Source organism: Micromonospora sp. S4605, from assembly GCF_003176715.1.
Taxonomy (GTDB): domain Bacteria; phylum Actinomycetota; class Actinomycetes; order Mycobacteriales; family Micromonosporaceae; genus Micromonospora; species Micromonospora echinaurantiaca.
In genome coordinates this window covers 1-24,675 of the sequence record NZ_QGSW01000245.1, presented here as the reverse complement: position 1 = coordinate 24,675, position 24,675 = coordinate 1, and the positions used below count along the sequence as shown (strand labels likewise).

The 24,675-nt window shown below is 74.0% G+C and carries 24 protein-coding genes; 9 read left to right on the top strand and 15 right to left on the bottom strand.

Annotation, left to right across the window (positions count from 1 at the left end; genetic code table 11):
* Positions 1 to 105: 105 nt before the first annotated feature.
* Positions 106 to 435 (bottom strand): hypothetical protein, encoded by a 330-nt coding sequence (locus DLJ47_RS21645; RefSeq protein ID WP_109902162.1) that lies wholly within the window; start codon positions 433 to 435, stop codon positions 106 to 108.
* Positions 436 to 743: 308 nt separating this feature from the next.
* On the opposite strand from DLJ47_RS21645, the gene DLJ47_RS21640 reads away from it, so the two are divergent.
* Positions 744 to 1,235, top strand: coding sequence for a DUF3145 domain-containing protein (locus tag DLJ47_RS21640; RefSeq protein ID WP_088992547.1), 492 nt, complete (start codon positions 744 to 746; stop codon positions 1,233 to 1,235).
* A gap of 98 nt (positions 1,236 to 1,333) precedes the next feature.
* Complete coding sequence (locus DLJ47_RS21635; protein WP_109902160.1) at positions 1,334 to 3,061, top strand: glycoside hydrolase family 3 protein; 1,728 nt, start codon at positions 1,334 to 1,336, stop codon at positions 3,059 to 3,061.
* A 29-nt stretch (positions 3,062 to 3,090) separates the two neighbouring features.
* Here DLJ47_RS21635 and DLJ47_RS21630 read toward each other — a convergent pair whose 3' ends face one another.
* Complete coding sequence (locus DLJ47_RS21630) at positions 3,091 to 3,990, bottom strand: helix-turn-helix domain-containing protein (protein WP_109902158.1); 900 nt, start codon at positions 3,988 to 3,990, stop codon at positions 3,091 to 3,093.
* A gap of 88 nt (positions 3,991 to 4,078) precedes the next feature.
* Between DLJ47_RS21630 and DLJ47_RS21625 the strand changes: the two genes are divergently transcribed.
* Positions 4,079 to 4,297 carry a hypothetical protein gene (locus DLJ47_RS21625; RefSeq protein WP_109902156.1) on the top strand — a complete coding sequence of 73 codons (219 nt, stop codon included), beginning with the start codon at positions 4,079 to 4,081 and terminating at the stop codon, positions 4,295 to 4,297.
* Between the two features lie 98 nt (positions 4,298 to 4,395).
* Here DLJ47_RS21625 and DLJ47_RS21620 read toward each other — a convergent pair whose 3' ends face one another.
* From DLJ47_RS21620 to DLJ47_RS21585, 8 genes are all read right to left on the bottom strand, one after another.
* On the bottom strand, positions 4,396 to 5,820 hold the full coding sequence (locus tag DLJ47_RS21620) for an acyl-CoA carboxylase subunit beta (RefSeq protein WP_109902154.1): 1,425 nt from the start codon (positions 5,818 to 5,820) through the stop codon (positions 4,396 to 4,398).
* A gap of 22 nt (positions 5,821 to 5,842) precedes the next feature.
* Positions 5,843 to 7,069: a beta-ketoacyl-ACP synthase II gene (gene fabF, locus DLJ47_RS21615; protein ID WP_109902152.1), complete on the bottom strand. Its 1,227-nt coding sequence runs from the start codon at positions 7,067 to 7,069 to the stop codon at positions 5,843 to 5,845.
* A 2-nt stretch (positions 7,070 to 7,071) separates the two neighbouring features.
* On the bottom strand, positions 7,072 to 7,311 hold the full coding sequence (locus DLJ47_RS21610; RefSeq protein ID WP_007072348.1) for an acyl carrier protein: 240 nt from the start codon (positions 7,309 to 7,311) through the stop codon (positions 7,072 to 7,074).
* A gap of 85 nt (positions 7,312 to 7,396) precedes the next feature.
* Positions 7,397 to 8,344: a beta-ketoacyl-ACP synthase III gene (locus tag DLJ47_RS21605; protein ID WP_109902150.1), complete on the bottom strand. Its 948-nt coding sequence runs from the start codon at positions 8,342 to 8,344 to the stop codon at positions 7,397 to 7,399.
* Positions 8,344 to 9,513 (bottom strand): acyltransferase domain-containing protein, encoded by a 1,170-nt coding sequence (locus tag DLJ47_RS21600; RefSeq protein ID WP_109902148.1) that lies wholly within the window; start codon positions 9,511 to 9,513, stop codon positions 8,344 to 8,346. Before DLJ47_RS21600 ends, DLJ47_RS21605 begins: the two co-directional genes overlap by 1 nt.
* A gap of 79 nt (positions 9,514 to 9,592) precedes the next feature.
* Positions 9,593 to 10,876 carry a PucR family transcriptional regulator gene (locus tag DLJ47_RS21595; RefSeq protein WP_233257938.1) on the bottom strand — a complete coding sequence of 428 codons (1,284 nt, stop codon included), beginning with the start codon at positions 10,874 to 10,876 and terminating at the stop codon, positions 9,593 to 9,595.
* A 22-nt stretch (positions 10,877 to 10,898) separates the two neighbouring features.
* The gene (locus DLJ47_RS21590) at positions 10,899 to 11,567 is read right to left on the bottom strand and encodes a response regulator (RefSeq protein WP_109902144.1); all 669 of its coding nucleotides are present in this window, start codon (positions 11,565 to 11,567) and stop codon (positions 10,899 to 10,901) included.
* Between the two features lie 40 nt (positions 11,568 to 11,607).
* Complete coding sequence (locus DLJ47_RS21585) at positions 11,608 to 12,798, bottom strand: sensor histidine kinase (protein WP_109902142.1); 1,191 nt, start codon at positions 12,796 to 12,798, stop codon at positions 11,608 to 11,610.
* Between the two features lie 276 nt (positions 12,799 to 13,074).
* On the opposite strand from DLJ47_RS21585, the gene DLJ47_RS21580 reads away from it, so the two are divergent.
* The 3 genes from DLJ47_RS21580 to DLJ47_RS21570 all read left to right on the top strand — a co-directional run bounded on the left by DLJ47_RS21580 (position 13,075) and on the right by DLJ47_RS21570 (position 15,013).
* Entirely contained in the window at positions 13,075 to 13,614 is a 540-nt protein-coding gene (locus DLJ47_RS21580; protein WP_109902140.1) for a hypothetical protein, read from the top strand.
* A 100-nt stretch (positions 13,615 to 13,714) separates the two neighbouring features.
* Complete coding sequence (locus tag DLJ47_RS21575; protein ID WP_109902138.1) at positions 13,715 to 14,050, top strand: hypothetical protein; 336 nt, start codon at positions 13,715 to 13,717, stop codon at positions 14,048 to 14,050.
* A gap of 36 nt (positions 14,051 to 14,086) precedes the next feature.
* A complete protein-coding gene (locus DLJ47_RS21570) occupies positions 14,087 to 15,013 on the top strand; it encodes an NADP-dependent oxidoreductase (protein ID WP_199235945.1) in 927 nt (308 codons plus the stop codon).
* 44 nt (positions 15,014 to 15,057) lie between these two features.
* Here the strand turns inward: DLJ47_RS21570 and DLJ47_RS21565 are convergent, their stop codons facing one another.
* Entirely contained in the window at positions 15,058 to 15,708 is a 651-nt protein-coding gene (locus DLJ47_RS21565; RefSeq protein ID WP_109902136.1) for a hypothetical protein, read from the bottom strand.
* Between the two features lie 250 nt (positions 15,709 to 15,958).
* Between DLJ47_RS21565 and DLJ47_RS21560 the strand changes: the two genes are divergently transcribed.
* The gene (locus DLJ47_RS21560; protein WP_233257935.1) at positions 15,959 to 16,558 is read left to right on the top strand and encodes a copper resistance CopC family protein; all 600 of its coding nucleotides are present in this window, start codon (positions 15,959 to 15,961) and stop codon (positions 16,556 to 16,558) included.
* A gap of 19 nt (positions 16,559 to 16,577) precedes the next feature.
* Here the strand turns inward: DLJ47_RS21560 and gltX are convergent, their stop codons facing one another.
* The 3 genes from gltX to DLJ47_RS21545 are packed head-to-tail and all read right to left on the bottom strand — an operon-like array spanning position 16,578 to position 20,660.
* A complete protein-coding gene (gltX, locus tag DLJ47_RS21555; protein ID WP_109902132.1) occupies positions 16,578 to 17,987 on the bottom strand; it encodes a glutamate--tRNA ligase in 1,410 nt (469 codons plus the stop codon).
* A 49-nt stretch (positions 17,988 to 18,036) separates the two neighbouring features.
* Positions 18,037 to 19,314, bottom strand: a complete 1,278-nt coding sequence (locus tag DLJ47_RS21550; protein ID WP_109902130.1) for an MFS transporter — start codon at positions 19,312 to 19,314, stop codon at positions 18,037 to 18,039.
* The gene (locus DLJ47_RS21545) at positions 19,311 to 20,660 is read right to left on the bottom strand and encodes a GH1 family beta-glucosidase (protein ID WP_109902128.1); all 1,350 of its coding nucleotides are present in this window, start codon (positions 20,658 to 20,660) and stop codon (positions 19,311 to 19,313) included. Before DLJ47_RS21545 ends, DLJ47_RS21550 begins: the two co-directional genes overlap by 4 nt.
* A 184-nt stretch (positions 20,661 to 20,844) precedes the next feature.
* Between DLJ47_RS21545 and DLJ47_RS21540 the strand changes: the two genes are divergently transcribed.
* Positions 20,845 to 21,294 (top strand): SRPBCC family protein, encoded by a 450-nt coding sequence (locus DLJ47_RS21540; RefSeq protein WP_109902126.1) that lies wholly within the window; start codon positions 20,845 to 20,847, stop codon positions 21,292 to 21,294.
* Positions 21,295 to 21,448: 154 nt separating this feature from the next.
* Here DLJ47_RS21540 and aceE read toward each other — a convergent pair whose 3' ends face one another.
* Positions 21,449 to 24,193: a pyruvate dehydrogenase (acetyl-transferring), homodimeric type gene (gene aceE / locus DLJ47_RS21535; protein WP_109902124.1), complete on the bottom strand. Its 2,745-nt coding sequence runs from the start codon at positions 24,191 to 24,193 to the stop codon at positions 21,449 to 21,451.
* Positions 24,194 to 24,430: 237 nt separating this feature from the next.
* Between aceE and DLJ47_RS21530 the strand changes: the two genes are divergently transcribed.
* The coding region (locus tag DLJ47_RS21530) for a hypothetical protein (RefSeq protein WP_199235944.1) at positions 24,431 to 24,675 on the top strand (245 nt) is incomplete at its 3' end.

Below are 24,675 nucleotides of genomic sequence, written 5' to 3'. Positions count from 1 at the left end.
CCCCCTAACCCCGCCCATGATCAACGGGCCTGGAGCGGGTGGGGAGATGCGAAAACGCCCGTCGGGGGATCCCGACGGGCGTTTCCGGATGGTGCTCGGGGAGGCTCAGGCCTCGAAGACGCCGGCCTCGACGAGGCGCTTCTCGGTGGCGTCCCAGCCGTCGCCCGGGTGGGCGGCGTTGAGGGTGTTGAGCTCGGCCCGGATCTTGGCGGCGTGGCCGGCCGCGGCCAGCACCCGGATCTCCTCGATGAAGGCCTCGGAGTCGGTGCGCAGGTGCGCGGTCCTGCCGTTGGTCAGGTTCCGCACGTAGGCGTGCTTGCCGCCGTTGAGCGGGATGACGTACTTGAACTCGCCCAGCACGCTGAGGGCGCCACCCTGGCCAGCCTGGCCGGCCCGGACGGACGCGCGCGCGGTCTTAGAGGTGTTGCTCGCCACGGAGGTACTCCTTGCAAGACGTACGGGAGGACGGAACGTCCGGGGGCTGTGCGGGTGATGCCCGGAAGGGGCGTCGGCCCGCGGAAGATGTGCGCGGCACAGGCCGCCGATGGAACTGTACACGACCACGATCCCTGGCTGGTCATCGCGTCTGGAGGGGTCAACGGCGGTCACCCGTCCGGCTATTCCGTCGGCGAATTTTCCGATTCGGTGGCGCACCATCCGTCACACCAGTCATCATGTGTTCCAGTAGCCACTCGGGTGTGAGGTCGTAGGGGAAGACGCACCTCGCTCTCCGGGAGGTCACCGTGCCAACGCGTGGCGTCGTATACGTCCACTCGACCCCGCTCGCCGTGTGCTCACACGTCGAGTGGGCGATCGCGCGCGTCCTTGCCGCGCCGGTCGACCTGCAGTGGACGGCTCAGCCCGTCGATCCCGGCGCCCGCCGGGCCGAGTGCGGGTGGACCGGTCGTCCGGGGACGGGCGCCGAACTGGCTGCTGCCCTCCGGCAGTGGCCCATGATCCGTTTCGAGGTCACCGAGGAGCCGAGCCCCGGCGCCGACGGCGAACGCTTCATGTACGTACCGGGCCGCGGACTGTTCCGCGCCACGGTCGGCGCGGCCGGTGACATCCAGCTCGGCGAGGACCGGCTGCGCAGCATCATGGCCGGCGCCCGGGCGCCGGAGGCGCTGGCGCACGCGCTGGACAAGGCCCTCGGCACCGCCTGGGACGCCGAACTGGAGCCCTACCGCTACGCCGGGGACGGCGCACCGGTGACCCTGCTCACCCGGGTCGGCTGACCGCCGCGTACGCCGGGGGTCCGCGCCCCGGCGCGGCGGCACCCGGCCCATCGGCGCGCGTAAGGTCGGGTTGCCCCGATAAGCGTCGAACTGGTGGGATGGCTCGCGTGTCGATATCTCCGCGACGTGCCGGCGTCGCGCTCGCCGCACTGACCGCACTGCTCCTCTCCGGCTGCGCGGACAAGCCGGACCGTCCGCGTCCCGCCCCGCCGGCGAGCGGCTCCGCGCCGGCGACCCCGAGCGCCACCCCCGCCGGCGACCCCGCCGCCCGGGCCGCCGCCCTGGTCGGCTCGCTCGCCGACGAGGACCTGGTCGGGCAGGTGCTGATGCCCTACGCGTACGGGGACGCGGCGACCAGGGTCTCGCCCGGCTCCGCGGCCGGCAACCGGGCCCTCGCCGGGGTGGACACCCCGGCCGAGATGGTCACGAAGTACCGGCTCGGCGGGCTGATCCTGGTCGGCTTCAGCGCCGACGACCCGACCAGCGGCAACCAGGAGACCACCAACGTCGACAACCCGAAGCAGGTCCGCGAGCTGACCACCGGGCTGCGCGCCGCCGCCGGCAAGCTGCCCACCGGGGCTGCCCCGTTCCTGATCGGCACCGACCAGGAGCACGGCGTGGTCACCCGGATCACCGACGGGGTCACCCTGCTGCCCAGCGCGCTGGCCGCCGGCGCGGCCGGCGACCCGGCGCTGACCGAGGCCGCCTGGAAGGCCGCCGGCACCGAACTCGCCGCGATGGGCGTCAACCTGGACTTCGCGCCGGTCGCCGACGTACTCGCCACCCGCAGCACGGTGATCGGCTCCCGGTCCTTCGGGGCCGATCCGCAGCGGGCCGCGGCGCAGGTCGGTGGCGCGGTGCGCGGCCTGCAGGGCGCGGGCGTGGCAGCCACCGTCAAGCACTTCCCGGGGCACGGCCACAGCGCCGCCGACTCGCACAAGGACCTGCCGGTGCTCAACCAGTCCCGATCGGCGCTCGCCGCCGGGGCGTGGCCGCCGTTCACCGCCGGCATCGACGCGGGCGCGATGGCCGTGATGTCCGCCCACCTCGACGTACGGTCGGTCGACCCGGGCACCCCGGCCACCTTCTCGCACAAGCTGCTCACCGAGGTGCTCCGCGGCCAGCTCGGCTTCCAGGGTGTGGTGATCACCGACGGGATGAACATGGCGCCGGCCAAGCGCTGGTCGCCGGGGGAGGCAGCGGTGCGGGCGCTCAAGGCCGGCAACGACCTGATCCTGATGCCGCCGCACGTCGGCCAGGCGTACGACGGCCTGCTCGCCGCGCTCCGCGACGGCTCGCTGCCCCGGACCCGCCTGGTCGACGCGGCCACCCGGGTGCTGACCATGAAGTTCAAGCTGGCCGACCGGCCGGCCCCCGAACTGTCCACGCTGGCCGCCCCGGCCCACCGGGAGGCGGCGCAACGGCTGGCCGCGGCGGCGGTGACGGTGCTGCGCGGCACCTGCGGCGGCGGCGTCCGGGGCCCGGTGACGGTGACCTCCTCCGGCGGTCGGGACCACACCCGGGCGGCGCTGACCGAGGCGCTGACCTCGGCCGGGGTGAAGGTGGTGCCCAGCGGCGGGACGGTGGTGCACCTGGTCGGCTACGGCGACGGCGCCGGCGACCTGCGCGCCGACGCCGCCGTCACGGTGGCCATGGACACCCCGTACGTGCTGGGGAGCGCGAAGTCGCCGACGCTGCTGGCGACCTACTCGTCCAGCCGGGCGTCGATGACCGCCCTCGCCGAGGTGCTGGCCGGCAAGGCGCAGCCGTCCGGCCGCTCCCCGGTCACGGTGCCCGGCCTGCCCGCCACCACCTGCGCCGCCTGACCGGGGTCGGTCCCGGTTGATCCGTCGGCTCAGTTGGTGGCGCGGAGGGCGGCGACCAGCCACTCCACCGCCGGCACCGCCGGCTCGAAGGGCGGCCGGCGGTTGAGCACGCCGATCAGCTGCCAGTACCGCTCCACCCGCCGGTCGGTGAAGGTGGCGATCGAGTCGGCCAGCGCCCGGCGCTGCTCCGGGGTGAGCGTCGGGTCCACCAGCTCGTCCAGCACCGCCCGCCCCTCGGGTGAGGCCGGGTCCGTGCCGGCGGCCAGTGCGGCGCGCGCCAGCTCCAGCCTCGTCATCGGCTCCGGCGGGGGCGGCGTCGCGTCGCCCGTACCGGCCACCGCCATCTGGCGTACCCGGCGGCGGAAGTCCGGGTCGGCCACCAGTTCGGCCAGCTCCAGCCAGGCGTCCACCTCCTCGTCGCTGGGCTCGTCCGGCAGGTCGGCGGGGAGCGCCCGCATGGCCTGCGCCAGCCCGGCGGCCGGGCCGTCGACGCCGGCGAACACCTCGGCCACGAAGTCGTCGATGATCTGCTGCCGCTCCCGCGCGGAGAGCCGGGCCAGGTCGTTCACGAGTCTCAACTCCTCGGTCGTACTGCCACGTCGGGTGACCGACCGCAGCACCGCCCGGCGCAGCCGCAACGTCCGGATCTCCGCGTCCAGTGCCCGGGCGTGCGCCTGTGCCACGTCCCGGACGGTGCTCTGCCGGTCCACGATCCGGCGCGCGTCGTCCAGGCCGATGCCCAGCTCACGCAGGGTGCGCAGCAGCTCCAGGCGGGCCATGGCGGCCGCGTCGTAGAGCCGGTAGCCGCCCGGCGAACGGCCGGTCGGCGGCAGCAGGTCGAGGTCGGACCAGAAGCGGATGGTCCGGACCGACAGGCCGGTCCGGCGGGCGAGCTGCCCGATGGTGAACAGTTCGGTGCGGTCGTCCACGTCGGTCAGCCTCCTGTCTCCAGCCACTGGAGAGTCAACCCGGAAAACCACTCGCGGTGGGTGGGCCGCGGCTGGCAGCCTCGCCGGCATGGGAACGGCGCAGGGTTTCGGGTACGTGCAGCGGACCGACGGCACGGTGGTGATCACCCATCACGGGCGGGTGGCCGGCACCCTGCGGGGCGGTCGGGCCGCGCAGTTCCTCGCCGAGGTGGAGGACGACCCGCAGCTGGTGATGGCGCGGTGGACCGGCAACTACCGCCGGGGCAACGAGCGCACCGCGAAGCGCCACCCGCGCAACCAGGGCTGACGGACGCGCGGGCGTGGGCCGCGCGACGGTAGGTGCGGCCTCAGGCGCAGGTGGTCGACCGGAGCGTGCGTGGTGCCGCCGGTGCTGGTCGGCCGCCGCTAGAGCGGGATGTTGCCGTGCGCGCCCCGGGCGGCCGGCGCCGCGACCAGCGCCTCGGCGATCCGGCGCCGGGTCTCCGCCGGCTTGATCACGTCGTCCACCACGCCGATCTCCAGCGCCCGGTTGACCCCGCCGGCCACCCGGACCTGCTCCTCGATCAGCTGGGCGCGCAGCGCCTCCCGCTCGTCGGCGGGGGCGGCGGCCAGCTTCTTGCGGTGCAGGATGTTCACCGCCGCGCTGGCGCCCATCACCGCGACCTCCGCGTTCGGCCAGGCGAAGACCGCTGTCGCGCCGAGCGAGCGGGAGTTCATCGCGATGTACGCACCGCCGTACGCCTTGCGGGTCACCAGCGTCACCCGCGGCACCACCGCCTCGGCGAAGGCGTGCAGCAGCTTCGCGCCGCGCCGGACCACGCCGTCCCACTCCTGACCCAGGCCGGGCAGGTAGCCGGGGACGTCGACCAGCACGATCAGCGGCACCCCGAGCGAGTCGCACATCCGCACGAACCGGGCCGCCTTCTCGGCGCTGGAGGCGTCCAGGCAGCCGCCGAGGCGCAGCGGGTTGTTGGCGATCACGCCGACCGTCCGGCCGGCGAACCGGCCGAGGGTGGTGACGATGTTCGGCGCCCACTTGGCGTGCAGTTCCACGCCGGGGGTGTCGAGCAGCGCCGTGACCACCGGCTTGACGTCGTACGCCCGGTTGGCCTCGGCCGGCATCTTCGCGGCCAGGTCGTGGCCCTCCCCGCCGTCGGCCGGCACGTCGTCCGGGCAGAGCCGGCCCTGGCGGCCCAGCAGCGCGGCGAGCCGACGCGACTCGGCCACCGCGGTCCCGTCGTCCGGGCACGTCACGTGCACCACGCCGGAGCGCCGGCCGTGCGGCTCGGGGCCGCCGAGGCGCTCCATGTCGACCTGTTCGCCGGTGACGCTGCGGACCACCTCGGGACCGGTGACGAAGATCCGGCCCGCACCGCTCATCACCACGATGTCGGTCAGCGCCGGCCCGTACGCGGCGCCGCCGGCCGCCGGGCCGAGCACCACGGAAATCTGCGGCACCCGGCCCGACGCCCGGACCATGGCGGCGAAGACCTGACCGACCGCGTCCAGCGCGACCACGCCCTCGGCGAGCCGGGCCCCGCCGGAGTGCCAGAGGCCGAGCACCGGGACCCGTTCCCGCACCGCGGTGTCGATCGCGTCGACGATGTGCCGGCACCCGTCGGTGCCCATCGCGCCACCCATCCGGGTGGCGTCGGTGGCGTACGCGACGGCCGGCGTGCCCTCGATCTCGCCCCGCGCCCAGAGCACACCGGAGGTGTCCCGGGGTGCCAGCAGGCGCAGCGTGCCGGCGTCGAAGAGCGCCCGCAGCCGCGCCTCCGGGTCGCGGTGGTCCACTGTCGAGGTGTCGGCGCCGACGGCGGTGCTGGTCACATCAGCCTCCCGGGAGATGGGGTCAGGCCCGCGCGAAGACGAGAGCCACGTTGTGGCCCCCGAATCCGAACGCGTTGTTCAACGCGGCGGGGATCTCCATGTGGCGCGCCTTGTGGGCGGCCACCTCCATGGTGAGGCCGTCGTCCGGGTCTTCGAGGTTGATGGTCGGAGGAACGACACCGTCGCGGATGGCCAGGATGGTGGCGATCGACTCCAGCGCCCCGGCCGCGCCGAGCAGGTGACCGGTCATCGACTTGGTCGCCGCCAGCACCGGATGGTCACCGAGCGCCTGGTGCAGCGCGCCGATCTCCAGCATGTCGCCGACCGGTGTCGAGGTGGCGTGGGCGTTGACGTGCACGATGTCACGCTTGGCCACGTCCGCGTCGGCGATGGCCTTCGCGATCGCCCGGATCGCGCCCTCGCCCTCGGCGTGCGGCTGCACGATGTCGTACGCGTCGGAGGTGATGCCGGCGCCGGCGAGGCGGGCGTACACCCGGGCCCCCCGGGCGGCGGCGTGGTCGGCGCGCTCCAGGACGACCACCCCGGCACCCTCGCCGAGCACGAAGCCGTCCCGGCCCTTGTCCCACGGACGGGAGGCCCGCTCCGGCTCGTCGTTGCGGGTCGACATGGCCCGCATCGAGGCGAACCCGGCGATCGGCAGCGGGTGGATGACCGCCTCGGTGCCGCCGGCCACCACCACGTCGGCCCGGCCGGCGCGGATGATGTCCAGGCCCAGCGCGATCGCCTCCGCACCGGTCGCGCAGGCGCTGGCCACCGAGTGCACGCCGGCCTTGGCGCCGAGTTCCAGCCCGACCCAGGCGGCCGGGCCGTTCGGCATCAGCATCGGCACGGTGTGCGGGGACACCCGGCGCGGCCCGGACGACTCGAGGATGTCGTCCTGGGCGAGCAGGGTGGTGGCGCCGCCGATGCCGGAGCCGACGCTGACCGCCAGCCGCTCCGGGTCCAGCCCGGAGTCGGCCAGGCCGGCGTCCGCCCAGGCCTGCTTCGCCGCGATGATGGCGATCGCCTCGGACCGGTCCAGCCGGCGCAGCTTGACCCGCTCCAGCACCTCGGACGGCTCCACCGCCAGCTGTGCGGCGATCCGGACCGGCAGTTCCGCCGCCCACTCCTGGGTGAGCGCACCCACCCCGGAGCGGCCGGCGATCATGGCGTCCCAGGTCGACGCGACGTCCCCGCCGAGCGGGGTCGTCGCGCCGAGCCCGGTGACGACGACGTCGGGGCGACTCATGATCAGGACTGCGCCTCGATGTAGCTGACGGCGTCCCCGACGGTCTTCAGGTTCTGCACCTCGTTGTCCGGGATCTTGACGCCGAACTTCTCCTCGGCCGCCACCACGACCTCCACCATGGAGAGCGAGTCGACGTCCAGGTCGTCGGTGAAGGACTTCCCCTCGGCCACGTCGTCCGGGTTCACCCCGGCAACCTCTTCGAGGATCTCGGCGAGGCCGGCGGTGATCTCGTCACGGGTCATTGCGGTCTGGTTCCTCTCATCGGGGGTTTCACTCGACGGCGGCGGCGCCGGCCGTCTCTCCGGCGCTGGCGCGCCGGAGGGGTCTTCAGGGGCAGCGGACGACCTGGCCGGCGTAGGTCAGGCCGCCGCCGAAGCCGAACAGCAGCACCGGGGCGCCGGAGGGCACCTCGCGCCGCTCGACCAGCTTGGACAGGGCCAGCGGCACGCTCGCCGCCGAGGTGTTGCCGGACTCGACGATGTCCTTCGCGATGATCGCGTCGGGGATGTTCAGCCGCTTCGCGATGCCGTCGATGATCCGGGCGTTGGCCTGGTGCGGCACGAACGCGGCCAGCTCGGCCGGGTCCACGCCAGCGCGCTCGCAGGCCTGCCGGGCCAGCGGCGCCAGCTCGGTGGTGGCCCAGCGGAACACCGCCTGCCCCTCCTGCTGGATGTACGGCCGCCAGCCCTCGATGCGCACCGCGTCGCTCTTCTCCGGCACCGAGCCCCAGACCACCGGGCCGACCCCGGCGGGCTCGCCCTCGGCGCTGGCGGTGACCACCGCGGCGCCCGCGCCGTCGCCGAAGATGATGCAGGTGGAGCGGTCCGTCCAGTCGGTGAAGTCGGAGAGCTTCTCGGCGCCGATGACGATGGCGTTGCGCGAGGCGCCGGCTCGGATGGCGTGGTCGACGGTGCCCAGCGCGTACGCGAACCCGGAGCAGGCGGTGTTGATGTCGTACGCCCCGGGCGCGGTGATGCCGAGCTTCGCGGCGACCCGGCAGGCCACGTTCGGGCTCCGGTCCACCGACGTGCAGGTCGCCACCACGACCAGGTCGATGTCGGCGGCGGTCAGCCCCGAGTTGGCCAGCGCCTTGCCGGCCGCGGCCGCGGCCATGTCGGCCACCGTCTCGCCGTCGGCGATCCGCCGGGTGACGATGCCGACCCGGTCCCGGATCCACTCGTCGTTGGTCTCCACGAGCTGGGCGATCTCGTCGTTGGTCACCACCCGGGAGGGCTGGTAGTGGCCCAGGGCGACGATGCGGCTTCCGGCAGCCATCAGTGCTGTCCTCCGATGCGGGCGAGCGGTTGGCCCGGGGCGACCGGGTCGTCGTGGTGGGCGAGCCACTCGGTGAGCACGCCGCTGTCGTGGGCGGTCACCTCGACCGGCCCCTGCCGGGTGGCCACCTGGCCGATGACCTGGCCGGCCCGGACCGTCGCGCCCTCGGCGAGGCCCTGGGCGGGCGCGAAGGTGCCGGCGGACGGGGCCACCACCACCCGGAACGAGATGGTCGGTTCGTGGCTCGGCGCCATCCCGTGCCGGGCGATCAGGTCGCGGGCGGCGGGCAGGTCGTCCGGGGTGTTCACGGTGACGATCTCCGGCGCGCCGGCGCCCTTGAGCTCCCGCTTGACCAGGCCGGCCAGCGTGCCGGCCGGGGGCAGTTCGATCACCCCGGTCACCCCGAGGTCGGCCAGCGTCCGCATGCACAGGTCCCAGCGGACCGGCGCGGTGACCTGCCGGACCAGCCGCTGCACCAACTCCCGGCCGTGGTTGACAGCGGTGCCGTCGAGGTTGGACAGCAGGATCCGGCTCGGGTCGGCCGGGGTGATCCCGGCGGCCACCGCGGCCAGGGCCGACTCGGCCGGCGCCATGTACGGGGTGTGGAACGCCCCGGCCACCTGGAGCCGGATGACCCGGGTCCGGGCCGGCGGCTCGGCGGCGAACTTGTCCAGGTTCTCCACCGCGCCGGCGGCGACGATCTGGCCGGCGCCGTTGCGGTTGGCGGCGTGCAGCCCGTGCGCCTCGATCGCGGCGAGCACCTCGTCCGGGTCGCCGCCCAGCACGGCCGCCATCCCGGTGGGCTCCAGCGCGCAGGCGGCGGCCATCTCGCGCCCCCGCACTCCGGCCAGCGTGATCGCCGCCTCGGCCGGCAGCACCCCGGCCAGCGCCGCCGCGCCCAGTTCGCCGACGCTGTGCCCGGCGGTCAGCGCGACGTCGTACATCGGCAGGTGCTCGCCGGCCAGCAGTGCCGCCGCCACCAGCAGCGGCTGGGTGCGGGCGGTGTCCTTGATCTCGTCGGCGTCGGCGGCGGTGCCGAGGTGCACCAGGTCGACCCCGGCCAGCGCCGACCACCAGCGCAGCCGCGCCTCGGCGCCGGGCAGGTCGAGCCAGGGGGTCAGGAAGCCGGGTTTCTGGGAACCCTGGCCGGGAGAGAGTACGGCGAGCACGTCTACAGACTCTCCCGGATACGCGTGGGTAGCGCTGTGCCGACCGCCACCAAACCACACTAGGACCTTTGGAGGGATCCTACAAAGATCGGCGGTGGTCATCACCCGTCTGTGAGGTTTTACCGACCCCTGGGGCCATTGTCTGGCTCGGGACCAGCGGGACCACTGGGTCGAGCCGGCCCACCGTCAGCGCCACCCGGAGCGCGAACGCGTCCCGCGGCGCGAGCGGGGAGAAGCCGGTGACCTCGGCGATCCGCCGCAACCGGTAGCGGACCGTGTTCGGATGCACGAAGAGGGCGCGTGCCGCGCTCTCCAACGTCCCGCCGGCGGCGAAGAAGGCGTCCAACGTCTCCAGCAGCTCACCCCCGGCGCGCACCAGCGTCGCGTACACGTCGTGCCGCAGCCGGCGGCGCGCCTCCGCGTCCCCGGCCAGCGCCCGCTCCGGCAGCAGGTCGCCGGCCGGCACCGGCCGGGGCGCGGTCGGCCAGGCCGGCGCGGCGCGGAAGCCGGCCAGCGCCGCCCGGGCCGACTCGGTGGCCTCGTCCAGGCTCGGCACCGCCGGGCCGACCACCACCGGCCCGTCCCCGAAGGCGCTGAGCAGCTTCCCGGTGGCGGCCACCGGGTCAGCGGCGCCACCGAGCACGATCACCAGCCGGTCGCCGTGCACGCCACCGATCACCTCGACGCCGATCCGCCGGGCCTGCCGGTAGACGGTGTGCAGGACGGCGGAGACCTCGCCGCCGGGGGAGCGGCCGACCGCTACCGCCACCGGCGGCGCGTCCGACCAGCCCAGCGCGGCGGCCCGGCTGGCCAGCACGTCCGGCGAGTCGCCGCGCAGCAGCGCGTCCACCAGCAGGGCCTGCAACCGGGCGTCCCACGCGCCGCGGGACTCGGCGGCCCGGGCGTAGACCCGGGCGGCGGCGAAGGCGATCTCCCGGGAGAAGCGCAGCACGGCCTCGCGCAGCTGCTGCTCCTCGCCCTCCGCGGCCAGGTGGGAGACCTGTTCCTCGACCACGTCGATGGTCACCTTGATCAGCGCGACGGTCTGCTGAAGGCTGATCGACCGGGCCAGCGCCTGCGGTGCGGCGGCGAAGACCTCGTCGGAGACCTCCTGGGTGCTGTCGGCGGTGCCGCCACCGTCGCGCAGCCACTGCACCAGCGAGCGGGCGCCGGCCTGGGCCACCAGCATGACCCAGGAACGCTGGTCGGCCGGGAGGGTGCGGAACCAGGGCAGGGTCTCGTCCATCCGGGCCACGCTGGCGGTGGCCAGCGCCCCCGCCGCGCGTTCGATCCGGCGCAGCGTGGCCGACAGCTCGCTACCGCCCGGCTCGTTCACCGCTCCAGCCTGACATGTCCTGACCAGGCGCTTCCCGCCGCCCCGGCGGTCAGGCCGACGGGGGAGCGGGCAGGCCCAGCTCCTGGGCCAGGATGGCGGCCTGCACCCGGCTGCGCAGGTCGAGCTTCGCGAGGATCCGGCTGACGTGGGTCTTGGTGGTGCTCTCCGCCATCGACAGCCGGTCGGCGATCTGCTGGTTGGACAGGCCGAGCCCGAGGCACGCCAGCACGTCGCGCTCCCGCGGGGTCAGCGCCGCCACGGCCGCCCGGGTGGCGGCGGAGGCGGCCGGCGCGGTCGCCGCGAACGCCGTGATCAGTCGCCGGGTCACCGCGGGAGCGATGAACCCCTCGCCCCTTGCGACCGTCCGCACGGCCGCCACCAGCCCGTCGGCGTCGGTGTCCTTGAGCAGGAAGCCGGCGGCCCCGGCCCGCAGCGCCCCGAAGACGTACTCGTCGAGGTCGAAGGTGGTGAGGACGAGCACGTCGGCGAGCCGGTCGGCGACGATCGCCCGGGTGGCCGAGATGCCGTCCAGCCGAGGCATCCGCACGTCCAGCACCGCCACGTCGGGCCGCAGCTCCCGGCAGAGCCGGACGGCCTCGGCGCCGTCGTCCGCCTCGGCCACCACCTCGACGCCCGGCGCACCGGCCAGGATCATCGCCAGCCCGGCCCGGACCGCGGCCTGGTCGTCGGCGAGCAGCACCCGGATCACCTTCGTCATGACACCCTCTCGTCCGACCGCGGTCCGGCGGCACGGCCGGTCACGGCGTCGCCTCCGTGGGCAGCTCCGCCCGGACCCGCCAGTCGCCGTCCTTGGGGCCGGCGGTGAACCGACCGTGCAGCAGCACGGTCCGTTCCCGCATCCCGACCAACCCGGCACCCGCGCCGGTCAGCGAGTCGCCGCCGGCCCGCACCGGGTTCGTCACGCTGACCACCACCTTCGCCGGCTCGTACGCGATCACCAGGTCGGCCCGGCCGGCACCGTGCTTGAGGGCGTTGGTCAGCGACTCCTGGACGATCCGGTACGCCGCCAGATCCACCCCGACCGGCAACGCGCGGGGCGCCCCGTGCCGCTGCACCCGGACCGTCAGCCCGGCGGCCCGGGCCCGGCCGACCAGTCCGTCCACCTCGCTCAGCCGGGCCCGGGTCGCCTCGTCCGTCGCGTCCGTCGCCGGTCCGCCCTCCGCCGGCTCCCGGAGCAAACCGATCATCTGCCGCATCTCGGCCAACCCCTGCACGCTGTTCTCCCGGATCACCCGCAGCGCCCGGTCGACCTGGTCCCGGTCCAGCCCGGCCACGGAGAGCGCGGCAGTGGCGTGGATGGCCACCGCGCTCAGGTGGTTGGCGACCACGTCGTGCAGCTCCCGGGCCATCCGGGCCCGTTCCGCGCTGACCGCCTGCCGCCGGTCCAGCTCGACCAGCCGTGCCGTCTGTTCGGCCCGGGCGCGCTCGGTCGCCGCCTGGTCCCGGTACTGCCGGACGCTGATCCCGGTGAGCACCGGCAGCACCCCGACCAGCACCACCGGCACCGCGACCCCCACCCCGCGCCAGTCCCGCAGCAGCGCCACCCCGAGCACCGCGCCGAGGACACTCAGCCCGACGGTGACCCGCAGCAGCCAGCGCCAGGTCCGCGCGGAACCGAACACGCACGCGTCGTAGATCACCTGGGTGTAGACCAGGACGGTCGCCAGGGAAAGGCCCAACGCCAGGTCGGCCAGCACCGCCGCGGTGCCGAGCGCCAGGCTGGCCCGGCTGGCGACCCGGCGCAGCCCGACCGCCAGGCAGACCGCCAGCAGCGGCAGCAGGGACAGCGCCGCCGGCACGTCCGGGCTCCAGGGCAGCTGCGACCGGGTGCTCAGGGCGTGCACGACCAGGCCGCCGCCCAGCGAACCGCCGCCCAGCGCGAGGTCCCGGCCGAGGGTGCCGGGCCCGAGCCACGCTGGCGGTCGCATGGCACCGATCCCACCACAGCCGCGGCCGCTCGGGCTCCGACCGGCGGCGGAGGTCCCGCCCGCCCGCGTCCCCCGAAGGAGGTACGCCGCCAGCACGCCCGCTGCCGGCCGCCGGGCCCGGCCGGCGTGGCCCGCCGGCCGGCGTCCGGTCCGGATCCGTCGAAGGGCCGTGGCCCGGGTCCGTCGAAGGATGGAGCCGAATCTCCTCTCCGCCGTCGAGGTCGGCGGCCGCCGACCGGGCGAGGCTGGTGACCGGAGGAAACGGGAGGGTCAGCGATGCTGGTGGCGGTCATCGTCGCGTGTGAGATCGGGTTCTGGGTGGTGCTCGGCGCCGGGCTGCTCGCCCGCTATCCGCTGCGCCGGCCCCGGCTCGGCGCGGCACTGCTGGTCTGCGTACCGCTGGTGGACCTGGTGCTGCTCGCGGCGACCGCTGTCGACCTCCGGCGCGGCGCCACCGCCGACGTCACGCACGGGCTGGCGGCGGCCTACCTCGGCTTCTCGGTGGCCTTCGGCCACTCGATGGTCCGCTGGGCCGACCAGCGGTTCGCGCACCGGTTCGCCGGCGGCCCGCCGCCGGTGAAGCCGCCCCGCGCCGGCTGGGCCCGGACCCGGTACGAGTGGCGGGAGTGGGGCAAGGGCCTGGCCGGCTGGGCGATCGCCTGCGGGCTGCTCGGCGCGGCGATCCTCTGGGTCGACGACGCGGAACGGACCCGGGAGCTGGCGAACTGGATCGGCAAGCTCACCCTCGCCATCGTGATCTGGCTGGTCGCCTTTCCGCTCTGGGAGACGATCTTCCCCCGCCGGGCCCGCCGCTGACCCGGGTATGCGCTGCACGGCTCGTCGGTCCCGGCCAGTACGGTGACAGGGCACGTCGGGGCCAGCACCGGCGGGCGACGGCGAGCGTGAGGAGACCGGGATGGCGCACGGGGAGGCCGACCACGGCTGCGCCCAGGGTGAGCCCTGCCGGTCGGGTCACCACGAGCAGCAGCCGGTCACCAAGCACCACCGCCGGCTGGTCGGCGGGCCACCGGTCGGGCCGGCCGAGCCGGGCCGCCAGCCCGAGCGGGCCGACGAGGATCCGCCGGTGCCCCGGCAGCGGGCCGTCGAGCCGGTCCCGCCGGAGGTGGAGCCGGCCGGCACCGGCGGCTGCCGCAGCGACCTGCCCGGCTGGGCGGGCGCGCACCGGCACGGCCCGGTCCGCCCGCCGCGGCGCGCGACCCGCCGGGAGCGGCCCCCGCACCGTTGGTGCTGACCACACGGGCGCGCCCCGCCGGTTAGCGTGGTGCTCGTGGAGGCGATCGCCATCGACGCGTACGGGCCGGCCGACCTGCTCGCCGTGCGCGAGCTCCCGGAGCCGCCGGTCGGCCCGGACACGGTCCTGGTGCGGGTGCGCGTCGCCGGGGTGAACCCGGTCGACTGGAAGGTGCGCGAGGGGCACCTGGCCGCCGCCTTCCCCAGCCACTTCCCGCTGGTGCCGGGGTGGGACGCGGCCGGCGTGGTGGCAGCGGTGGGCCCCGCGGTGACCGGCTTCGCGGTGGGCGACGAGGTCATCGGGTACGTCCGGCGCGACGACATCCAACACGGCACGTACGCCGAACTCGTGCCCGCCCCGGAGCGGACACTGGCCGACAAGCCGGTGCAGGCGTCCTGGGCCGAGGCGGGCGGGCTGCCGCTGGCCGGGCTCACCGCCTACCAGGCCCTCCGGTCGGTCCGCACCGGTAGCGGGGACACCGTGCTGGTGCACGGCGCGGCCGGCGGGGTCGGCCACCTGGCCGTGCAGCTCGCCCGGGCCCTCGGTGCGCAGAAGGTGATCGGCACGGCGAGCCCGGACAACCACGACTTCGTCCGGTCGCTGGGCGCGGAGCCGGTCAGCTACGGCGACGGTCTGCTCGACCGGGTCCGGGCGGTGGCGCCGGACGGGGTGGACGTGGCGCTCGACCTGTTCGGCGGCGCCGCGCTGGATGTCTCGGCCCAACTGCTGGAGCGGCCGGCCCGACTGGTCTCCACGGCCGACCCGGAGCACGTCACCCGGCTGGGCGGCAGCTACCTGTTCGTCAAGCCGTCGACGGCGGATCTGAGCCTGCTCGCCGGGCTGGTCGACGCCGGCCGGCTCACCGTCCACGTGGCACGTACGTTCCCGCTGGCCGAGGCCGCCGCCGCGCACCGGCTGGTGGAGGCCGGGCACGTCCGGGGCAAGGTGGTGCTGGAACTCTGACCCGGCGCGGTCGCGGCTGCCGGGGCCGGCGCCCGCGCCGCCGGTCAGCTGGTGCGGCGACGGATCAGCAGCGCGATCCCGGCCAGGCCGAGGGTGATCACCAGCACCACGGCGCCGTTGAGCAGCAGCAGGCGCTGCATCTCGCCGAGCGCCTCGTCGATGTCCCGGGCCGGGTCGAGGGCGTCCTCGGGGATCACCCGCTCACCGCCGCCGACACCGCCACTGACCGTGTCGAACTCCCGCTCCAGCGGCACCCCGGCGGTGCGCAGCGTCTCGGACATGGACAGCCGGCCGAGGAACCAGCCCGCGCTGGTCTTGCGGTTGTCCGGCTGCTTGGCCGGCCGGAACACCCGCGGCCCGCCCTTGGCCTTGGGGTAGAGGTCGAAGGTCTGCTTCGGCGTGTCGCCGGCCAGCACCACGATCGTGTACTTCGGACCGAGGTCGCCCGCCTTCGGGCCGGTCTTCTGCCCGATGCCGGGCAGGAAGTTGACCTGGTCGATGACGGCGACGACGTGCTGCGGGTGGGATTCGGCGCGCAGCCGCAGCGGCTCGGCCAGCCCGTCCCCGGTGATGTCCACCCCGGCGGGCGGGGGCTTCGGGGCGGCCGTCGCCGGGCCTGCGGTGGCCACCGCGACCAGCGTCGCCGCCAGCCCACCCACCAGTACCGCGACCAGTCGCCTCATCCTTCGGACCATCGCCGCCTCCTCGCCCCGTTCGATGGATGGCTTCGCTGCAGGTCACGTGCGTGGTTGGTGGACGGAGGTGACCGTGGCCACAGGCCGGGACCCACCTCAGAGACTCCGCGGAACGTCGCTCGGTTGCAGCTGGTGGAACAGTATTTGGAACTATCTGCGATCTCGGCTCGACTAATGTGCGGCAGCCGTTGTTGATCAGCGGGCGGATCGTACCTTTGCGGAGGGTGTCATGGGGGGCAGGGTCGCACGTGTGGCGCGTACCTGGCCAGCGGTGTTCGGCGTGGCGCTCGGCGTGTCTCTGTTGCCGGCGGCACCGGCGGCCGCGCACAACTCGCTGACCGGCAGCGATCCGCGCGACGGCGCCCGGGTGGCGACCGCGCCGGCCCGGATCGAACTGCGGTTCCTGGCCAAGCCGGACCCGGCCACGACGAAGATCACAGTCACCGGGCCGGACAACGTGGCCGCGCTGGGTGGGGCGCCGACCTTCACCGGCAACCGGGTCCGCCTGCCGTTCAAGCCCGGCAAGGCGGGGCTCTACATCGTCGGCTACCGGGTGGCCTCCAGCGACGGGCACCCGGTCACCGGCGAGGTGCGGTTCACCCTCACCACCGGCACGCCGGCCGACCCCTCGGCGTCGGCCACCGCCCCGGCGACCGCCGTCCCACCGGCCTCGCCATCGGGCGGACCGGCGGCCGCGTCGAGTGCGGACGCCAGCCTCTCGGCGGTGCCGGCGGCCGAGGAGCGTACGGACTCGGGCGGCCGGGGCTGGCTCTGGGCGCTCGGCGGGGCCGTGCTGCTCGCTGCCCTGGTCGCCGGCCTCCTGCTGCGCCGCCGCTCCGCCCGCGGCTGACGCCCGGGGTCGACCGAGGTCAGACCAGTCGGACCCGGGCGGCGCGCAGCCGGGTCAGTGTGCGTTCGCGGCCGAGCACCTCCAGCGACTCGAACAGCGGCAGGCCGACCGTACGGCCGGTGACCGCGACCCGGACCGGGGCCTGCGCCTTGCCGAGCTTGAGCCCGCGCTCCGCGCCGACCGCCTCCAGCGCGGCCTTGAGCGACTCGGCGTCCCAGGACTCCAGCGCCTCGAACGCCGCGATCGCCGCCTCCAGCAGCTCCGCCGAGCCCTCCTTCATGGCCTTTGCCCAGGCCGCCTCGTCGATCAGCGGCGAGGCGAGGAAGAGGAAGTCGACGTTCGGCACGATCTCGCTGAGCACCGCGATCCGGGTCTGCGCCAGCGGAGCCACCGCCGCGAACGCGTCGGCGTCGAACTCGGTCGGCTGCCACGGCGGCGGCGCGATCGTGCCGGTGCCGGTCAGCCAGGGCTGGCAGGCCGCGACGAAGTCCTCGATCGGCAGCGCCCGGATGTACTCCCCGTTGAACGCGCGCAGCTTCTTCTCGTCGAAGAACGCCGGCGACGGGTTGACCTCCGTCAGCCGGAACTCCTCCTCGATCACCGACCAGGGCACGATCTCCCGGTCGCCGGAGGGCGCCCAGCCGAGCAGCATCAGGTAGTTGCGCATCGCCGCGGCGAGGTAGCCCTCGTCCCGGTACGCCTCCAGGGCGACCTTGTCGCGCCGCTTGGACAGCTTCTGCCGCTTCTCGTTCACCACCACCGGCACGTGCGCCCAGGTCGGCGGCTTGACCCCGAGGGCGTCCCAGAGCAGCTGCTGCTTCGGGGTGTTCGGCAGGTGCTCCTCGGCCCGGATCACGTGGGTGATCCCCATGGTCATGTCGTCAACGACGTTGGCCAGCAGGAACACCGGCGAACCGTCGCCGCGGGCGATGACGAAGTCCTCGATCAGCTTGTTCTCGAAGGTGGGCTCGCCGCGGATCAGGTCGACCACCACCGTCTCGCCCTCGTCCGGCGTACGGAAGCGCAGCGCCCGGCCCTCGCCCGGACCCAGGCCGCGATCCCGGCAGAAGCCGTCGTAGCCCTGGTACTGCGAGCCGGTACGGGCCTGCACCGCCTCCCGGGTGCAGTCGCAGTAGTACGCCCGGCCCGACTCGTACAGCCGCGCCGCGGCGGCCCGGTGCTCGCCGGCGTACTGCGACTGGAAGTACGGGCCCTCGTAGCTGCCGCGCTCGATGCCGATCCAGTCCAGCGCGGAGAGGATGCCCTCGGTCCACTCCGGCTTGTTCCGTGCCGCATCGGTGTCCTCGATGCGGAGCACGAACACCCCGCCCTGCTGCTTGGCGTAGATCCAGTTCTGCAGGGCCGAGCGGGCGCCGCCGACGTGGAACATTCCGGTCGGGGAGGGGGCGAAGCGTACACGTACCGTCACGTCCTCCAGCCTACGGCGGCGCGCGACCGGATTCGGCCAGGGGTACCGGTCAGGGCACCGTACGGATCTTCAGCACCAGCACGCTGCCCAGCACGGTGACCGCCGCGGTGACCGCGTAGAGCGTCGGATAACCGCCCAGATGCACCACGAGCGGGGCGGAGAGCGCCGGGCCGAGCACCTGCGGGGCGGAGTTGGCGATGTTGATCACGCCGAGGTCCTTCGCCCGGTCGGTGGCCCGGGGCAGCACCTGGGTGATCAGGGCGGCGTCCACCGACAGGTAGACGCCGTAGCCGGCGCCGAGCAGCAGCGCGGCGAGCACCGCCATCGGCCAGACCGGTGCGACGGCGAGCAGCAGCGCCGCGACCGCCATGATCCCGCCGGCGGCGATCACGAAGACCTTCCGCCGGCCGGAGCGGTCGGAGAGCCGGCCGGCCAGCACCGCGGTCGCGGCCAGCCCGGCCGTGTAGAGCAGGATCAGCACCAGCAGGCCGCCCTCGGGGTCGGCCAGCCGCACCTGGTCGGTGAGGAAGTAGAGCAGGTACAGGGTGCCGAGGGCGTTGCCGAGCTGGACCAGGAACCGGGTGATCCAGGCCCAGCCGAAGTCCGGGTGGGCCCGCGGGGAGACCCACATCGAGGCGAGCAGCGCGCGCAGCCGCAGCGCCGGCCGGTGCCCGCGGGGCAGCGGGTCGTCGGCGGTGACCAGGGTGAACGGCAGCGTCAGCAGCAGCACCGCCACCGCGATCGCCAGGTAGCCGTTGGCGTTGCCGGTCACCACGGCGGTCACCAGCACCACGCCGAGCACCAGCCCGAGTGCCTGCGGGATGCCCACCCAGCCGGAGACCCCGCCGCGCTGGGTGACCGGCACCCGGTCCGGCACGGCGGCGGTGAGGCTGGCCAGCATCGCGTTGAAGCAGACCTGCGCGGCGACCCAGCCGAGGGCCACGCCGAGCACGGTGCGTTGCTGCGCCAGCAGCGCCAGGGCCGCGGCGCCGAGCAGCGCCCCGCCGGCGGTCCAGACGTGCCGGCGGCCGAACTCCCGGCCGCCCAGGCGCAGGCAGGTCCGGTCGGACAGCGCGCCGGCCAGCGGGTTGGCGAGCACCGCGGCGAGCGCGCCGAGGCCGGTGACCAGCGCGAGCGCCGTTTCCTTGTCGGCCGGGGCGATCCGTTCCACCTGCTGCGGCAGCAGCACCTGGATCGGGGTGAAGAAGGCCATCCACACGCCGAGGTTGGCCGCGAAGATCAGCGCGATCCAGCCGCGCCGGACCGGGACGGTCGGCTCGGCCAGCGCCGCCGGCAGCGAGGCCGGCGTCGGGTCGACGGTGGTCACGCGGCCGGTGCCCGGCGACTGGCCGCGATCACGTCGCGGAGCCAGGCGTACGAGGACTTCGGGGTGCGGACCTGGGTGTCGAAGTCGACGTGCACCAGGCCGAAGCGCTTGGTGAAGCCCTCCGCCCACTCCCAGTTGTCCAGCAGCGACCAGACGAAGTAGCCGCGCACGTCCACCCCGTCGTCCAGGGCAGCCCGGACCGCGCGCAGGTGGCCGTCGAGGTAGGCGATCCGCTCCGGGTCGGGCACCCGCCCGGTGTCGTCCGGGGCGTCGTCGTAGGCGCAGCCGCTCTCGGTGATCTCGATCGGCGGCAGGTCGTCGCGGTAGGTGTCGCGCAGCCAGCCGAGCAGTTCGCGCAGCCCGTCCGGCGCGACCGGCCAGTCGAAGGCGGTCCGCGGGTAGCCGTCCAGCGGCACCAGGTCGAACGGCAGCGGGGAGCCCTCCTCCGGGGCGCGTACCGCGGTGGGGTTGTAGTAGTTGACGCCGAGCACGTCGATCGGCGCGGCGATCACCGCCAGGTCGCCGTCGCGGACCACGCCGGCGTCGAAGTCCTGCCCGGCCGGGTAGCCGCGGCCGAGCAGCGGGTCGGTGAAGAGCCGGTTGTGCAGCGCCTCGTACGCGGCCGCGGCGGCCCGGTCGGCGTCGGTGTCGCCGGCCAGCCGGACCGGCGAGTAGTTGTTGGCGATGGCGACCGGGCTGGTGCTGCGGGCGCGCAGCGCGCCGACGGCGAGACCGTGGCCGAGCAACTGGTGGTGGGCGACCGGAAAGGCGTCGAAGAGCAGCATCCGCCCCGGCGCGTGCACCCCCATGCCGTGGCCGAGGCTCATGTGGACGAACGGCTCGTTGAGGGTGATCCAGAGCTTGACCCGGTCGCCGAGGCGGGCCGCGGTCAGGTCGGCGTACTCGGCGAAGCGGTGCGCGGTGTCCCGGTTCAGCCAGCCGCCGGCGTCTTCGAGCGGCTGCGGCAGGTCCCAGTGGAACAGCGTGGCGACCGGGTCGATGTCGCGGGCCAGCAGGTCGTCGACCAGCCGGTCGTAGAAGTCCAGCCCGGCCGGGTTGGCCGCGCCGGTGCCGCCGGGCTGGACCCGGGGCCAGGCGATCGAGAAGCGGTACGCGGAGACGCCGAGGCCGGCCACCAGGTCGACGTCCTCGGTGTGCCGGTGGTAGTGGTCGCACGCCACGTCGCCGGTGCTGCCGTCGACGATCCGGCCGGGGGAGTGCGCGAACGTGTCCCAGATGGACGGTCCCCGGCCGTCCGCCGCGACGGCGCCCTCGATCTGGTAGGCGGAGGTCGAGACGCCCCAGCGGAAGCCGGCGGGGAAGTCGGGCATCGGATCGGTCGGCATGCGTCCTCCCGGTGAACACGAAACGTGTTCGGACTTTAGGACGCGGCCGGCGAATACGCCATAGGCGCTCGTCGCCGGCAAGGCAATGGTTTTCGGCGTGTCTTTTCCGAACCCGTCCAGGTAAGTCCGAATTTGTGCATAGAGTGCCGATATCGTGGGATGTCCTCACTGGAGGAAGACGGAAATGATCCTCGTGGAACGCAGTGCGCACGTGGCGGCGCCGATGGAAGCGGTCTGGGACGTGGTGCAGCGGGCCGAGCAGTTGCCGGCCTGGCTGGCGGGGGTCCGCGCGGCCGAGGTGCTCTCGGGGGAGGGCTTCGGGCGGCGGCAGCTGGTCCAGGCCGGACGTGGCGCGGCGCATGAGGCCGAGGTGATCGCCTATCAGGAGCCGACCCTGATCGGCTGGCGCGAACGTGCCAAGGGCGCCGGTGCCCGGGCGGAGGCGCGCACCGAGATCTACGTCCAGCTCACCCCCGACGAGGAGGAGGAGGGCGGGACGATCGTGCGGCTCATCGTCGTACGCTGGCCGGCCGGTCCGGTCAAGGCCGCCCTGCTCCGGCTCGGCCTGCGTCGGGTCGGCGCCGACCTGGAGGACTCGCTCGCCCGGCTGACCGACCTGGCCGCCGTCGGCTGACCGGGCTCCGTCCTGGCGTCACCCGCGACGGCGGTGGCCCGGGTCCCCGCCAGGGACACCGGACCACCGCCTGATCGCGCCTGCCCCGCTCTCGGGTCGCGGGGACGACGAAGGGCCCGGCGCGGATCGCGCCGGGCCCTTCCTCGCGTGCTGCCTAGCTGTCGCCGCCGGTCTCGCCGACCGGGGCGGCGTTGACGTCCTCGATGGCGTACTTCTTGGCCGCCTCGGCCGGCACGGTGGCCGGCACCACGCCGCGGAGCGCGAGCTGCCGCAGCGTCGCCACCACCACCGACTCGGCGTCGACGTGGAAGTGCCGGCGCAGTGCGTGCCGGGTGTCCGACATGCCGAAGCCGTCGGTGCCGAGCGAGGTGTAGTCACCGGGCACCCAGCGGGCGATCAGATCCGGCACCGCGCGCATCCAGTCGCTGACCGCGATCTTCGGCCCGTCGGCGTCGGCCAGCTTCCGCTGGACGTACGGCACCCGCTGCTCGGCGCCCGGGTTGAGCAGGTTGTGCTCCTCGCACTCGACCGCGTCCCGGCGCAGCTCGGTCCAGGACGTCACCGACCAGACGTCGGCGGCCACGCCCCAGTCCTGGGCGAGCAGCTGCTGCGCCCGCAGCGCCCACTGCATGCCCGTGCCGGAGGCCAGCACGTTGGCCTTCGGGGCGTCGCCGTCGACCTGCGGCGCCGGGGAGTAGCGGTAGATGCCCTTGAGCAGCCCCTCGACGTCCACGTCGGACGGCTCGGCCGGCTGCAGGATCGGCTCGTTGTAGACGGTGAGGTAGTAGAAGACGTTCTCCTGCGCCTCGCCGTACATCCGGTGCAGGCCGTTCTCCACGATGTGCGCGATCTCGAACGCGAACGCCGGGTCGTACGCGACCACCGCCGGGTTGGTGGCGGCGAGCAGGTGCGAGTGGCCGTCCTCGTGCTGGAGCCCCTCACCGTTGAGCGTGGTGCGGCCGGCGGTGGCGCCGAGCAGGAAGCCCCGGGCCATCTGGTCGGCGGCCGCCCAGAGCCCGTCGCCGGTGCGCTGGAACCCGAACATCGAGTAGAAGATGTACATCGGGATCATCGGCTCACCGTGCGTCGCGTACGACGAGCCGGCGGCGGTGAACGAGGCGACCGAACCGGCCTCGTTGATCCCCTCGTGCAGGATCTGCCCGCCGAGGGCCTCCTTGTACGACAGGAACAGCTCCCGGTCGACGGCGGTGTACCGCTGCCCGTGCGGCGAGTAGATCTTCGCCGTCGGGAAGAGCGAGTCCATGCCGAACGTGCGGGCCTCGTCCGGGATGATCGGCACCCAGCGCTTGCCGAACTCCTTGTCCTTCATGATGTCCTTGAGCAGGCGGACGAAGGCCATCGTGGTGGCCACCTTCTGCTTGCCCGAGCCCCGCTTGACGTCGGAGAACCGCTCCGAGCCGGGGATGACCAGCCGCTTGCCCTCGGTGCGCCGCGACGGCAGGTAGCCGCCGAGCTGCTTGCGCCGCTCGTGGAGGTAGGCGATCTCGTCGGACTTCTCACCCGGCGTGTAGTACGGCGGCAGGTACGGGTTCTCCTCCAGCGCCTTGTCCGGGATGTCGAGGAAGAGCCGGTCGCGGAAGGTCTTGAGGTCCTCCAGCGTCAGCTTCTTCATCTGGTGCGTGGCGTTGCGGGCCTCGAAGTGCGAGCCGAGCGTCCAGCCCTTGATCGTCTTGGCCAGGATCACCGTCGGCTGCCCGGTGTGCTCCATCGCCGCCTTGTAGGCCGCGTAGAGCTTGCGGTAGTCGTGGCCACCCCGCTTGAGGTTCCAGATCTCGTCGTCGCTGAGGTGCTCGACCATCTTGCGGGTGCGCGGGTCGCGGCCGAAGAAGTGCTCCCGCACGTACGCCCCGGACTCCGCCTTGTAGGTCTGGTAATCGCCGTCCGGCGTGGTGTTCATGAGGTTGACCAGCGCGCCGTCGGTGTCCGCGGCGAGCAGCGGGTCCCACTCCCGGCCCCAGACCACCTTGATGACGTTCCAGCCGGCGCCCCGGAAGAACGCCTCCAGCTCCTGCATGACCTTGCCATTGCCGCGGACCGGGCCGTCCAGCCGCTGCAGGTTGCAGTTGATCACGAAGGTGAGGTTGTCCAGCTCCTCGCGGGCGGCCACCCCGATCGCGCCGAGCGTCTCCGGCTCGTCCATCTCACCGTCGCCGAGGAACGCCCAGACGTGCTGGTCGGAGGTGTCCTTGATGCCCCGGTGGTGCAGGTAGCGGTTGAACCGCGCCTGGTAGATCGCGTTCAGCCCGCCCAGGCCCATGGAGACCGTGGGGAACTCCCAGAAGTCCGGCATCAGCCGCGGGTGCGGGTACGACGGCAGGCCGCCGCCCGGGTGGGACAGCTCCTGGCGGAACCCGTCGAGCTGGTGCTCGGTGAGCCGACCCTCGAGGTACGCCCGCGCGTACATGCCGGGGGAGGCGTGGCCCTGGTAGAAGATGTGGTCACCGCCACCCGGGTGGTTCTTGCCCCGGAAGAAGTGGTTGAAGCCCACCTCGTAGAGCGAGGCCGAGCTGGCGAAGGTGGAGATGTGCCCGCCGACGCCGATCTCCGGGCGCTGCGCCCGGTGCACCAGCATGGCCGCGTTCCACCGGACGTACGCCCGGATCCGCCGCTCGACGTGCTCGTCACCCGGGAACCACGGCTCGCGCTCCGGCGGGATGGTGTTGATGTAGTCCGTGGTGGTCAGGGACGGCACCCCGACCTGGCGCTCGCGGGCCCGCTCCAGCAGGCGCAGCATGACGTAGCGGGCGCGCTTGGTTCCGCGCTCGTCGATGACACCATCGAGCGACTCGACCCATTCGCTGGTTTCTTCAGGGTCGATGTCCGGAAGCTGGCTCGGCAGACCGGCGGTGATCACCGGGCGCTTGCGTTCCGTGGCCACTGGCGTTCCCTCGGTTGTGTGTGGGATAGGTCTCTAGCGCCATCCTGCCCCCTTGTGCCGCCTGCCGTCACGTCCACCGCCCCGAGACGCGACGCTCGACACAGGTACCCACCAGTAACTTTGCGCAATCGGCCGGCCGGGCCACGTTCCGCGGCGATCCGGCCGGCCGCGGGCCGCTCGCACCGGGTGCCGGTCGCCGCGCCGGGCGGGCTTGTCCGGCCGCCCTACCCTGCCGGCATGAGATGGCGACCGGTGGTGCTCGGCGGCGCGATGGCCGCCGTCGGGGTGGTCGGCACGGCGGTCGGCGGGGTGGCCGGCTGGCTGGTGTCACCGGGGGCGTTCCTGATCGCGGCGGCGGGCGCCACGCTGGCGCTGCTCGGGGTCGGGCTGATCCGCGACGCGCGACGCCCGCGCGGCCGGCACCGCCCGCAGGACGCGGCGTCGGGTGCGCTGTACGCCGGCCCCACCGGGGACGTCGGCAC